The sequence below is a fragment of the Acinetobacter lanii genome (genome assembly GCF_011578285.1).
Taxonomy (GTDB): domain Bacteria; phylum Pseudomonadota; class Gammaproteobacteria; order Pseudomonadales; family Moraxellaceae; genus Acinetobacter; species Acinetobacter lanii.
The window spans coordinates 2,622,762-2,635,251 of sequence record NZ_CP049916.1 but is presented as its reverse complement, the minus strand read 5'-3'; the positions used below and the strand labels follow the sequence as shown (position 1 = coordinate 2,635,251).

At 40.8% G+C, this 12,490-nt stretch carries 11 protein-coding genes; 4 read left to right on the top strand and 7 right to left on the bottom strand.

The genetic code is table 11. The features are described 5' to 3' along the window. The first annotated feature begins 46 nt into the window (after positions 1 to 46). Positions 47 to 3,196 carry a DNA translocase FtsK gene (locus tag G8D99_RS11890; RefSeq protein WP_166326203.1) on the top strand — a complete coding sequence of 1,050 codons (3,150 nt, stop codon included), beginning with the start codon at positions 47 to 49 and terminating at the stop codon, positions 3,194 to 3,196. A 28-nt stretch (positions 3,197 to 3,224) separates the two neighbouring features. Here G8D99_RS11890 and G8D99_RS11885 read toward each other — a convergent pair whose 3' ends face one another. The 7 genes from G8D99_RS11885 to G8D99_RS11855 form a co-directional block, all read right to left on the bottom strand. Beyond that, complete coding sequence (locus tag G8D99_RS11885) at positions 3,225 to 3,764, bottom strand: hypothetical protein (RefSeq protein ID WP_166326200.1); 540 nt, start codon at positions 3,762 to 3,764, stop codon at positions 3,225 to 3,227. A 124-nt stretch (positions 3,765 to 3,888) separates the two neighbouring features. Then, positions 3,889 to 4,176 carry a PA4642 family protein gene (locus tag G8D99_RS11880; protein ID WP_166326197.1) on the bottom strand — a complete coding sequence of 96 codons (288 nt, stop codon included), beginning with the start codon at positions 4,174 to 4,176 and terminating at the stop codon, positions 3,889 to 3,891. Between the two features lie 350 nt (positions 4,177 to 4,526). After that, positions 4,527 to 4,799 (bottom strand): cell division topological specificity factor MinE, encoded by a 273-nt coding sequence (gene minE / locus G8D99_RS11875; protein ID WP_166326194.1) that lies wholly within the window; start codon positions 4,797 to 4,799, stop codon positions 4,527 to 4,529. Positions 4,800 to 4,802: 3 nt separating this feature from the next. Then, a complete protein-coding gene (gene minD / locus G8D99_RS11870; protein ID WP_166326191.1) occupies positions 4,803 to 5,615 on the bottom strand; it encodes a septum site-determining protein MinD in 813 nt (270 codons plus the stop codon). Between the two features lie 63 nt (positions 5,616 to 5,678). Then, entirely contained in the window at positions 5,679 to 6,398 is a 720-nt protein-coding gene (gene minC, locus G8D99_RS11865; protein WP_166326188.1) for a septum site-determining protein MinC, read from the bottom strand. A 118-nt stretch (positions 6,399 to 6,516) separates the two neighbouring features. Further along, positions 6,517 to 7,566, bottom strand: coding sequence for a preprotein translocase subunit SecA (locus G8D99_RS11860; protein ID WP_166326185.1), 1,050 nt, complete (start codon positions 7,564 to 7,566; stop codon positions 6,517 to 6,519). Positions 7,567 to 7,645: 79 nt separating this feature from the next. After that, positions 7,646 to 8,557: an acyltransferase gene (locus G8D99_RS11855; protein WP_166326181.1), complete on the bottom strand. Its 912-nt coding sequence runs from the start codon at positions 8,555 to 8,557 to the stop codon at positions 7,646 to 7,648. Positions 8,558 to 8,801: 244 nt separating this feature from the next. Here G8D99_RS11855 and G8D99_RS11850 point away from each other — a divergent pair, with 244 nt between their 5' ends. The 3 genes from G8D99_RS11850 to G8D99_RS11840 all read left to right on the top strand — a co-directional run bounded on the left by G8D99_RS11850 (position 8,802) and on the right by G8D99_RS11840 (position 12,364). Next, on the top strand, positions 8,802 to 9,443 hold the full coding sequence (locus G8D99_RS11850; protein ID WP_166326178.1) for an OmpA family protein: 642 nt from the start codon (positions 8,802 to 8,804) through the stop codon (positions 9,441 to 9,443). Positions 9,444 to 9,527: 84 nt separating this feature from the next. Further along, entirely contained in the window at positions 9,528 to 10,169 is a 642-nt protein-coding gene (locus G8D99_RS11845) for an OmpA family protein (RefSeq protein WP_166326175.1), read from the top strand. Between the two features lie 155 nt (positions 10,170 to 10,324). Next, the gene (locus G8D99_RS11840) at positions 10,325 to 12,364 is read left to right on the top strand and encodes a UvrD-helicase domain-containing protein (protein ID WP_166326172.1); all 2,040 of its coding nucleotides are present in this window, start codon (positions 10,325 to 10,327) and stop codon (positions 12,362 to 12,364) included. The last annotated feature ends 126 nt before the right edge of the window (positions 12,365 to 12,490 follow it).

Below are 12,490 nucleotides of genomic sequence, written 5' to 3'. Positions count from 1 at the left end.
CAATTCAACATTAGAACATTATGAATAATTGTTTACAGGACAGTATATGACTGCGGTGTCGAGTGTATATGCACAGCGCTTACTTTTAACATTCTTCTTGATTTCATTTGGGATATATCTGTTCCTTGCAACAGTCACCTATACCCCATTTGATCCGGGTTGGATGCACATTTCAAGCGATACTCAACAAGTTTCAAATGCGAGTGGGGTAGCAGGGGCTTGGATTGCAGATCTATTGTTTGGTTTCTTCGGTTGGGCAAGTTTAGTCATTCCAATTTACTTTTTTGTTGAAGCGATTCAAGTATGGTGGCCACATAGCTTTGTCAGTCGTCCATTTCGCTATGCTGCACAATTCTTTATTTTGCTGACCACAGCAAGTTTGGCTTATCTGCTTTGGAATGTCCCGGCAGATACGTTAACCAATGCCTCTGGCGGCATTATTGGTTATGAGCTTGGGGAAAGCTTAAAAGGATTGCTCACGGTTTATGGTGCAACATTCTTCTTGGTTGCACTGAGTTTGGTGCTATTAACCTTAGCCTTTGGGATTCAGTGGAATCGAACTTGGGCAACACTTAAAGCAGCACCTGCTTACTTACAAGAATTATTTTATAAGAATGTACCTGAAACAGAATCAGCTTATGACCTGACCAGTCCAAAAGCACCGCATGCAAAAGTTAAACAAGCTACTGAGCCAGCTCAGCAAGCATCGAATGAAGCTGATCTCAATCAAGCACAACCGCTGCAAAATAAAGTAGCAAAAGATAAAAAAACTGAATTGGCTGCTGAACGTCTATTTCAAGATATCGTGGTACAAGAAAAATTATCAAACGATTTTATTGATCCTGAAGATGAAGCAGAATTCGAAAAAACGCTTGAAAAGGCACATCGTTTGGAGCAAGAAACCAAACGTATTGTCCCAACGGGTGAAGTGTGGAAAGCACTGCATCATGAGGATGATCATAAACGTGAAATTGATGAATTGCTAAAAGCCGCGGAAGATGATTTAAATCCGAAAGCGACTGTGCAATCGATCAATCCATCGCAATTTGCTCAAAGTTCTTCGATGCATCACACTGATCAAAAAGTTCAACAAAAGACCTCGTCTGATCCTTTGGATTGGAATGATGATGAAGTGTTTGATGAGTTATTGGCTGTGGTACCGAATGATAAGCCGGCCAGTGATCTACATTCTCCATTCAATACACAAACAGAGGCTTCACGTTCATCACCTGATTTGATGTCCAATGCGGTACAAACTGCGACTGTTGCTCAGGCGATTGCAACGCATTCAGGTATTCAGGCTAAGCCATTTCAAAATACTGAAAATTTGGCTGCCGAACTCGATGATTTGGCATTGTTGGTGGATGAAGATCTAAATGATCAAAGGACTAGAAGCTTTGATTCAAACCATGCTGCCGAAGTTACACCTAAACTGAATAGCTATGCACAATCGACACCTTTCGTTCGTGGTGAGATTCAGACGGACATAGCGACTCAAACACGTTTAGATAGTCAGCATAGTTCCATTGTTTCAGAAGAAGAAAAACGACGTATTGCAGCAGATAAAGATGCATTCCGTGAGGCTTGGCAAGAAACTGCTGGTGCGCCTGAAGCAGAAGATCAAAATGATGATTTCGATTTAGATGCACCACTCACGGATGCCTTTGGTCGTCCAATGTCTTTGGCAATGCAAGTCGCACAGAAACGTAAAGATTTATCGCCTTTACCGGGGATTGATATCTTAGATAAAGTCGATCCGAATAAAAAAGTCAATTTCACTGCGGAACAATTGGCGCGTTTATCTGAACTGTTGGAAATTAAGCTGCAAGAGTTTAACGTCAAAGCCAAAGTCATTGAAGCTCAGCCCGGTCCAGTGGTGACACGCTTTGAACTTGATTTGGCTCCGGGGGTGAAAGCTTCTAAAGTCACCAATATTTCTCGTGACTTGGCACGTTCAATGTCAATGGCCTCTGTTCGTGTGGTGGAAGTGATTCCGGGTAAACCGTATATTGGTATCGAAGTACCGAACAGTACCCGTGAAATGGTGCGTTTAATCGAATTGTTGGAAACACCGGCTTATCGTGATCCGAATGCTTTACTCAGTATGGCCATGGGTAAAGATATTTCAGGTAATCCTGTATTGGCTGATTTAGCTAAAGCACCGCATATGTTGGTGGCCGGGACCACAGGTTCAGGTAAATCGGTGGCTGTGAATGCGATGCTGTTGTCGATGTTGTTGAAATATACCCCTGAGCAACTGCGTTTGATCATGATCGATCCGAAACAATTGGAACTTGCCAACTATAACGATATTCCGCATTTATTGACGCCTGTTGTGACGGATATGAAAGATGCAGTCAATGCATTGAATTGGTGTGTTAATGAAATGGAACGCCGTTATAAACTGATGTCATTATTGAAAGTGCGTAAGTTGACCGACTTTAACCGTAAGGTGGAAGAGGCGATTGCCAATGGTGAAGATCTGATTGATCCAACATGGAAGCCTGAAGATACCGCAACTCAAAGTCGTGCGCCACGCTTACAAACCATGCCACTGATTGTGATTGTTGCCGATGAGTTCGCCGATATGATCATGCAAGTCGGTAAGAAAGCTGAAGAAATGATCACGCGTCTGGCACAGAAATCCCGTGCAGCCGGCATTCATTTATTGCTTGCGACACAGCGTCCAACTGTGGATGTGGTGACAGGTTTGATTAAAGCCAATATTCCCACCCGCGCTGCGCTTCGCGTGAACAGTAAGCTCGATTCACGTACGATTCTTGATGCCGGTGGTGCAGAAGACCTGTTAGGTCATGGTGACATGCTGTTCTTAGGACCGGGTAAAATTGAGCCTGAACGTGTACATGGTGCCTTTATTTCAGATGATGAAGTGAATCGTATTTGTGATGCATGGCGTGAACGTGGTTCACCCAACTATGTCGATGAAATCCTAACACCTTATGATGAAGAGCCGACTTCACGTGGCTTTGAAGATGGGGATGGTAGCTCTGACCGTGATGCATTGTATGATCAGTGTGTATCTTTCGTTTTGGAAACCCGTAAAGTGTCTGTCTCGTCACTACAGCGTAAATTTAGTCTAGGCTATAACCGTGCTGCGCGTATTGTGGATCAAATGGAAGAGCAGGGACTTGTCAGTCCACAAGGTGCCAATGGTAAACGAGACATTTTAGTCTAAAACGTATGAGCGTCATTACAAGCATAGCTTATGATGACGCTTGCATGATTGTCCAAAGTACTGAAAATAAGATTAACACCCAAAAAATAGTACCAATAAAGATTACGATTTTATGACCCCTTGAGAATTTATTTTGCTCAATGCAAACAATGTCAGGGTCATTTCTTTTTGCATGGTTGAGTTGGCGAAAAGCAGGGATAAAAAATATAAAGCTGAAGATCGAAATATAAGACAGAGGTTCAGGTAATATACAGGTGATTATGACACCCAAATACATAATTAAGCTCTTGAGATCAAATACTTTATTTTCTTTAGATGCGTAATTTTTTATTTTTAAAAATAATGGATACAGATAAATCACACCAAAACCTGTTCTTAGAGCAATTCTGATATCAAGATGATCTTTTTGTAGAAAGAATCGCCAAGCTTGAAAAATCCAAGCAATCAAATAAAACCCCAAAGAGAAAATATTTAAAATAATAAATTTTTTTAGACTAATGAGCTTTTGTTCGGATACTGCCGAGTATGCGAGATGGTTATGTAAAGTTTTAATTTCATTGTTGATCATTATGTTATGTTTCTTCTATGGATTATTTATAAATATTTTTGTGATTTAATTTTAAACGATTTTTCATAGTGATAAAAATAAAAAAACCTGCTTTTAGCAGGTTTTTTTATTTCTTCGATGTGCTTTAAGCAAACTTAGCTAACACTTCTAAGAAGCCTTCTTTTTGACGTGGAAAGGTTGCAATCACGTCATGAATGCGTTGACCTTCAGGATTGGTTGCATTGACATCACGACCATCTGCCACAAACTGAGTCAAAAGACGTTCATAATCTGCAGGGCGCATATGTTTGAATGCATGATATAGAACGTGAAAATCAGCATTCACTCCTGCAGGAGGAAGCTGAGTTAAGTAGGCAAAAACGCGCTCATCTGACCATTCTTCATTGAACGTGGCTGGCTGAGATAATGCCATGGCAATCTCCTTGTAAATACTGATGTTATAAAAAAAGCAAAAGATGAGTGCGCAAGATTAAAGTCGACGTGATTGAGTCTGCTCGCAGCATCGCTTCTCATAGTACGACCGGCAAAGAAGTGCTTTATTCAAGTCTACTTGAAGCATAGTTTCTCGTCTTGCGGCTAGACAAAGCATTGCTTTATCAAGCCCACTCGAAGCAGAGCTTCTCGTCTTGCGACCGGGCGAAGCAGTGCTTTATTCAAGTCTACTCGAAGCATAGCTTCTCGTCTTGCGCCTTAACAAAGCAGTGCTTTGTTAAGGCTCATATTTTGCCTTGATTCAATTTGCTTGACTAATCAAAAATCAGATTAATGTTCTTCAGGCAAATTGATATTCATTTCCAACATTTCAATATTGGCTTCGGAACGCACAGACATTTGAATGTGTTGTTCATCGACACCACGGACATAGCGATTAACCACTTGCATGATTTCTTTTTTCATTTGGTCAATCTTATCTTGGCTTAAGCGCTTACCTAAACCTTGCTCAGATGCAACAATGACTTTTAAACGATCTTTAGCGGTTTGTGCACTTGATGGTTTGTCATCGCTACTGAAAAGTTTACTCCAAAAACCTGCCATATCTTACGCTCCAAATAGACGTGCTAACCAACCTTTAGGTTTTACCGTAATATGACGGTAAGGACGGTCTTCACCTAAGAAACGTGCAACAAGGTCATCATACGCTTGGCCAGCCGCTTCTTCAGTGTAAAGAATGACAGGTTTACCTTCATTTGATGCTTGAAGAACGCTCTTACATTCAGGAATCACACCCAAAGTCGGCACACGTAAAATATCTTTTGAAATGTCATCAATGGTCAGCATTTCTTGTTTGTCAGCACGTTCAGGGTTGAAACGTGTAATACACAAGTGCTTACGAATACGACCTTCGTTGTTTTCAACTTTCTTGGTTTTGCTGTCGAGCATACCAATAATACGGTCAGAATCTCGTACTGAAGAAATTTCCGGATTTGTTACAATAATCGCTTCATCCGCATGATACATCGCTAAAATCGCACCACGCTCAATCCCCGCAGGTGAGTCACAAATGATGTAATCGAACTCTTGTGAAAGTTCATCCATCACACGTGCTACACCTTCATCTGTCAACGCATCTTTATCACGTGTCTGAGATGCTGGCAAAATATAAAGATTTTCAATTTCTTTATCACGAATCAGTGCTTGTTGTAATCGCGCTTCGTTATTTAACACATTCACAAAATCGTATACAACGCGACGTTCACAACCCATGATCAAGTCAAGGTTACGTAAGCCTACGTCAAAATCGATAACAACAGTTTTGTGGCCACGAAGGGCTAAACCTGTTGCAAAAGATGCGCTGGTCGTTGTTTTACCTACGCCACCTTTACCTGATGTTACGACAACAATTTTCGCCACCGAATCCACTCCTGTTATGGTTTCCCTTATATTTAAAATAAGGGTTTGGTGTTTATTTATACATTAAAATTCTAAAGCTTCAAATACCAGCTCTTGGCTGTCATTCAAATAAATATGTACCGGCTTTTTGGTCACATGCGCTGGAATGTCATCAGCGACACAATAGGTGCCTGCAATCGAAACCAATTCAGCTTCTAAACAATGACAAAAAATCCGTGCTGCAATATTACCGCCTGCGCCGGCAATGACTCTACCACGAACACTACCGTAGATATGTATATTTCCTGAAGCAATCACTTCAGAACCGCTATTAATCCCCGCATTTAAAATAATATCACCGTGGTCTTGCACCAGACATTGACCGGTACGTAACACTTCATTGTGATAAGAGGTTATATGTTTAATGGTTTTGGTTGCTTTTTCTGCTACTGGTAACGCAGTAGAAGGCGCAGGCTCTACTTTTTCTTCCAACACTTGTTCTTTGGTGGCTTTAATCCGTTGCAAAGGACGGTCTGCAGGTAAAACAGGGAATTGAATTGAGCGTGCTTCATCTCCCATTAACCCATCCACCACAGCCATCGGTTGTAAGTCTAAGCTGACCAATAATTGGATTAACGCAATCAGTTCTTGTTCTACAGTGGTATCGAGAATCACCAAAGCCCCTTGATAGGAGGTTTCGTTCATCATGTCGCTGAGTTGTTGGCGGATAACTTTATGATCATTGGTGTCAAAGGTTATTCGGGTAAAATTCACCATTCTGCCGGTAATCCGAATATCAGCCATATTTATTCCTTAAATCCTTCGTCTTTTGTTATCGAAGTGAACACTATTCAATTTTGCAAATGCTAGAACAAAATGATCCATTTCACTAGCGGAGATACATATATTTTCAATGAATTGACTATTCTTTGAGTTGATCATTTTTCTCGAGTTTCAGTTGCCACTGTTTCACTGCAACTTGCTTTCGTAGCGATTCTAAACTTTCATAGACTACAGATTCAACCAATTGTTCAAGTGATCGATTTTCAATATTAATTTGACTGAGTTTTTCAGCAATCCGTTGGTATTGCGCATTCGGCGTCGTGCTCGATCCTGTCACTAAAGGTTGCACTAAACCATGGGTAATATTTTCACCTAAACGCTGCCCAATTGAATGAATCTGCTGTTCAATACGACCGCCGACAATCGGGATTAAGCGTAGTAACTGTGTAAGCTCGGGGGTATCTTCAATCGCTTTTACTACGACATGACCGACGTTTTCAGCAATCAGGTTTTGCTGTGCTTTGAGTTCGGTGGCTAAGGACTCTTGTAAAACTTGAGCTAAAGTTGTAGCGAACATTTCACGATGATGATCCACCAAATCATGAATAATTCTTTTATGCGTAGAGCTGGTGTCAAGTTCCATTTTAACGCCATCAATGACCGAAATAACCACTCGATCCGACAGCTCTTCCATCAAGACATGATAGTAAAACTTCAATTGTTTGAGCATGGCACTAGGAACGACATGATATCCCAATTCATGCAGCCGAAAGGCAATAATACCGGCACGAATCAAACGTAAAAAACGTAGGTAAGGGTGGATCGCTAAAATTTCGTACCAATGGATAAAGGGGAAAAAGAACCAACGTTGATGATGCTTTTGCACAATCGCAATCAGCCAACGAATGAACAGTTCTATGATCAAAAAGACAATAAACCAATTCTCAGTTTTAATCACCCAAGGATTAAGCTCAGTTTTATAAAGCTGCAGAATATGACTTAAATGCAGTTGTTCAAACACCCATGCGCCGATATGGCTCATCAAAAAAGCATTGGAGCTGATACAGATTAAGTTGATCACAATAATCAGCATCATAAAAATGTCATAGGCCAAATACAGTTTCCAAGCGATTGTGTCATGACGAATCGCTTGGAAGCCTGTTTTAGTGCGCTGTGGTTCTACGGTCATAATTTTATTCTTTTTGTTTTATGATTTATTGTTCAATGTTGTCGAGTCGTAAAATTGACTTAAATAGATATTCAAAAGACTACACCGCATATTGTTGCTTCATTTCAGTGATCAATTGATCTTTCTCCGCCCACAGTTCATCGACCCACTTTTGAAAGCGGGCACGGTATTCAGCATCATCTTCATAGTTGCCGCCACGGACCCAATCCGGGATCGCAATTTTACGTAAATTCACCGCAATTTGAGACACTTCACCCAGCCAAAAATCACCATAACCCGGCGCACCGTCAGGATAAACAATAGTCATATCCACCAAAGCATCAATTTCGTTTTCTAAAATACTCAGTGCTAATGCCAAACCGCCGGCTTTGGGCTTCAATAAATTCACATAAGGTGAGTTTTGTTGCTGATGCTTTTCAACACTAAAGCGCGTGCCTTCTAAATAGTTGAGTAAAGTAAAAGGTTGGCTGAGTAACTGCTCACAAGACTTGCGTGCTTCTTCTAAATCTCGATATTTGAGTTCAGGATTTTTAGCAATTTGTTCTTTGGTGTGACGTTTCATCATGGGGAAGCCCAAAATCTTAAAGGCTTGTCCCACGAAAGGAATAAAGATCAGTTCCCACTTGGTAAAGAAGCGGGTTAGGGGCATACGGGTTAAACCAAAGTATTGATTGACCGTGGTATCGACCCAACTTTGATGGTTACAGGTCATGAGATAACGACCTTGCATCGAGAGGTCTAAGTCATCATCAACCGTGATATGCCATTTTAAATTGGGTAGCACATGATCAATCAGCCAGTTGTTGACACTCAGCCAACTGTTGGTAATACCAATATTGGCTTCATCAATTTTTTTTGATTTTTTAATCAGTTTGGTTAAGCCCAAAGCGAGCACTGGAGGGCCATGAAAAAAGGTACTTCCGGTGATTACCGAGCCCACAGTCAATCCATTACTTATTTTTTTTAAAATTGGTTGTTTCTTGCTCACCATTGAACATTCCCAAAACTTTGTATAAGGTTAATCCGATACATAGCATTTACTATGTTGTTCACAATCTCAATTTAACCTAACAAACTTAAACTGTGAATAAAATATGATGAAACACACAATGTTTCTTCTCTAAGTATTACAAAATGTAAGTATTGCTTAAAATAGTAACAAAAAATCAATAGTTAAAGTTAGGTTTTGAACTCATTATTTAACCACAAACAACAATCACAATTGGAGGCATGTCATGCGTGCACTAGCAATTTCAGCAGTCGTTGGGGCAATGGTGTTATCAGGTTGTCAGTCAACTACAGGTGTTTCTCAATACGATAAAACAGCCATTGGATCAGTTTTGGGTGCAGCAGCAGGTTGGGGTATTTCTAAAGGGAATGCAAACTCAAGTAGCCAAAACAATCGTGCCCTTGCAATCGGTGCTGTTTTAGGTGGCGTGGCAGGTGCTTATCTTGACAATAAAGAGAAAAAACTTCGTCAACAAATGGCAGGTACCGGCGTTGAAGTCAACCGTAATCCAGATGGTTCTGTAGGTCTGGTAATGCCAGGTAACATTACCTTTGATACCAACAAATCCAACATCAAATCGAACTTCTATTCAACCTTGAATAAAGTTGCGCAAACTCTTACTGAAGATAACAAGAGTGCAATCCTAGTAACCGGTTATACCGATAGCACAGGGAATGATTCGATCAATATCCCGTTGTCACAAGCACGTGCACAAGCGGTTGCGAGCTATTTAGCATCTCAAGGCGTACCAACAGGTCGTATTAATGCACAAGGTCAAGGTGCTGCAAATCCGATTGCGAGTAACGCAACTGCAACAGGTCGTGAGCAAAATAGACGTGTAGAGATCAGTATTTACGCAACAAACTAATAATAAAGAAGTTATAATGGAATCGAATCGTGATTTATCACGATTCGATTTTTTTATAATATTAGTCTATAGATAGGTTTAATAATGCGCGCATTAGCAATCTCAGCAGTAGTAGGTGCAATGGTTTTATCTGGTTGCCAATCAACAACTGGCGTAACTCAATTTGATAAAACAGCAATTGGTACAGTTTTAGGTGCTGCAGCGGGTTACGGTATCTCTAAAGGTAATGCGAACTCTAGCCGTCAAAACAACCGTGCAATTGCAATTGGTGCAGTTGTAGGTGGTTTATCAGGTGCTTATCTTGACAGCAAAGAAAAGAAATTACGTCAACAAATGGCGGGTACAGGCGTTGAAGTAAACCGTAATGCTGATGGTTCAGTAGGTTTGGTAATGCCAGGTAGCATTACTTTTGATACCAACAAATCAAACATCAAAACCAACTTCTACTCAACTTTGGATAAAGTTGCTGCAACTTTAACTGAAGACCAACAAAGCGGCATCTTGGTTTCTGGTTACACAGACAGTTCAGGTTCTGATGCAATCAACATTCCATTATCACAAGCGCGTGCACAATCTGTTGCAAGCTACTTAGCGTCTAAAGGTATTTCTACATCACGTATTAATGCTCAAGGTCTAGGTGCTTCTAATCCAGTTGCAGACAATACAACTGCTGCAGGTAAAGAACAAAACCGTCGTGTAGAAATCAGCATCTATCAAGTTCAATAATTCTGTATTGAATTTTTGAAGTGAAAAAAACCACCTTCGGGTGGTTTTTTTATGACTGTTTTTTTGTCAGGTTTAGTTTTAAAAAATTTTGAAATGATTAGTCAATAGATGCGCAGATGACTATAATCGAGCGCTGAATGAAAAGAGGAACACCTATGTCATCTGCAAGTCATTTGAACGACAAGCAACTTGAAGCCATGAAATACACTCAAGGGCCCTTGTTAGTACTTGCGGGGGCGGGTTCGGGTAAAACCTCAGTGATTACCCAAAAAATTGCCTATTTGGTCAAGCAGTGTCGTATTCCTGCGCACCGTATTACGGCAATGACCTTTACCAATAAAGCAGCACGCGAGATGAAAGAGCGTGTGAGTAAACTGTTGGGTAAAGAAGATGGCAAAGGCTTATCGGTATCGACCTTCCATACCTTTGGTTTAAACTTATTGCGCCAAGAACTCAAACATACGCCACTTAAAAATAATTTTTCGATTTTAGATGCGGATGACTGTAAGCGCATTTTAATGGATTTGATGCATCGCGATAATTTATCAGGTGCGGAAAGTAAAGAGCTCATCGCAAAAGCAATGAAAATGATTTCAGATTGGAAAAACGATCTGATTTTGCCAGAGCAAGCACATACCACTTGTGAGACGCAGGAGGATGTTCAATTTGCGCATTTGTATCAACTTTATGAACGTAATTTGCGTGCTTACAATGCCGTTGACTTTGATGACTTGATTGTGATGCCCACTCGATTACTTCAAGAAAATGCTGAAGTGCGAGACAAATGGCAGAATCGTGTTCGTTATTTGTTGGTGGATGAATATCAGGATACCAATACTGCGCAGTATATTTTGGTGAAGTTGCTGGTGGGTGTCATGGGGCAGTTCACCGCCGTAGGGGATGATGACCAATCCATTTATGCTTGGCGTGGTGCGAAACCTGAAAACATGGCCTTGCTCAAAGAAGATTTTCCGAATCTTAAAGTCATCAAGCTCGAACAAAACTATCGTTCAACCAGTCGTATTTTAAAAGCCGCCAACCATGTCATTGAAAATAATCCGCATATTTTTGATAAAAAATTGTGGAGTGACAAAGGGCATGGTGAGGTGATTCGGATTATTACTTGCCGTAATGATGATGATGAAGCAGAACGTGTGGTGAAAGATCTGCTCACGCATAAGCTCATGAATGGCAAAAATTGGAAAGATTATGCGGTGCTATACCGTGGCAACTTCCAAGCCCGTGTTCTTGAGACACAACTGCGTCAGATGCAAATTCCGTATAAATTGTCAGGCGGTCAGTCTTTCTTTGGCCGTGCTGAAATTAAGGATGTAATGAGCTATTTGCGCGTCATTATTAACCCTGAAGATGATAGTGCTTTCCTGCGTATCATCAATACGCCGAAGCGTGCCATTGGACCAGTGACTTTAGAAAAACTCGGTCTATTTGCGCAAGAAAATAATTTATCGCTTTTGGCTGCTGCCAATGATCAACGGCTCAGCATGGTGATGCCGAAAAAGGCAACATCGCAATTGGCTGAGTTTGCCGATTTCATTCAAACCTTCACTCGTGAATTGTTGGATGATGATGAACCCGTACCAAAAATTCGTCAGATGATGTTGGAAGCGGGTTATATCGATTATGTCAAAGAATCTGCGGCAACCCCTGCGCAAGAAAAAACTAAGCTCGATAACATTGAAGTCTTGTATAGCAGTATTCAAAGTTTGATCAATCGTGCTGAAGATGTTGATGAAAAGAACATTGAAAGTGTGATTCGTAAAATGGTATTGCTCGATATGTTAGAGCAACAGCAAGAAGATGAAGACATTGATAAAGTCAATTTGTTGACGCTACATGCTTCTAAAGGCTTGGAATTTCCCTTTGTGTATATCATGGGCTTGGAAGAAGAGTTACTTCCCCATAAGAACTCGATTGCCGCGGAAACCATTGAGGAAGAGCGCCGTTTGATGTACGTGGGCATTACCCGTGCCAAGCAGGGTTTAACCTTAACCTTGGCTGAGCAGCGTAAAAATGGCGGTCAAATGAAACAGATGACGCCAAGTCGTTTCTTGGACGAGCTGCCACAAGATGAAATCGATTGGTTAGGTCGTAAGAAAAAATTATCTGAGCATGTGGATCCCAAAGCGCAAGCACAACATTATTTGCAAAATTTAAAAGCATTGTTAAAACGCTAAATATATTGAGAGCCAATCGATCGAGACCCAGCAGGTAAATGATATCCAATATGGATGAACATGCTCGGGTCTTAAGATCGAGCAATATAGGGCTCTATTCCCATCATCCCTTCATTGTCAATTTTA

What these genes read in the sequence shown, in the direction of transcription:
- G8D99_RS11890 (WP_166326203.1), top strand. Translation starts at nt 47, where the DNA reads ATGACTGCGGTGTCGAGTGTATATGCACAGCGCTTACTTTTAACATTC.
- G8D99_RS11885 (WP_166326200.1), bottom strand. Translation starts at nt 3,764, where the DNA reads ATGATCAACAATGAAATTAAAACTTTACATAACCATCTCGCATACTCG.
- G8D99_RS11880 (WP_166326197.1), bottom strand. Translation starts at nt 4,176, where the DNA reads ATGGCATTATCTCAGCCAGCCACGTTCAATGAAGAATGGTCAGATGAG.
- G8D99_RS11850 (WP_166326178.1), top strand. Translation starts at nt 8,802, where the DNA reads ATGCGTGCACTAGCAATTTCAGCAGTCGTTGGGGCAATGGTGTTATCA.
- G8D99_RS11860 (WP_166326185.1), bottom strand. Translation starts at nt 7,566, where the DNA reads ATGACCGTAGAACCACAGCGCACTAAAACAGGCTTCCAAGCGATTCGT.
- minC (WP_166326188.1), bottom strand. Translation starts at nt 6,398, where the DNA reads ATGGCTGATATTCGGATTACCGGCAGAATGGTGAATTTTACCCGAATA.
- G8D99_RS11840 (WP_166326172.1), top strand. Translation starts at nt 10,325, where the DNA reads ATGTCATCTGCAAGTCATTTGAACGACAAGCAACTTGAAGCCATGAAA.
- G8D99_RS11845 (WP_166326175.1), top strand. Translation starts at nt 9,528, where the DNA reads ATGCGCGCATTAGCAATCTCAGCAGTAGTAGGTGCAATGGTTTTATCT.
- G8D99_RS11855 (WP_166326181.1), bottom strand. Translation starts at nt 8,557, where the DNA reads ATGGTGAGCAAGAAACAACCAATTTTAAAAAAAATAAGTAATGGATTG.
- minE (WP_166326194.1), bottom strand. Translation starts at nt 4,799, where the DNA reads ATGGCAGGTTTTTGGAGTAAACTTTTCAGTAGCGATGACAAACCATCA.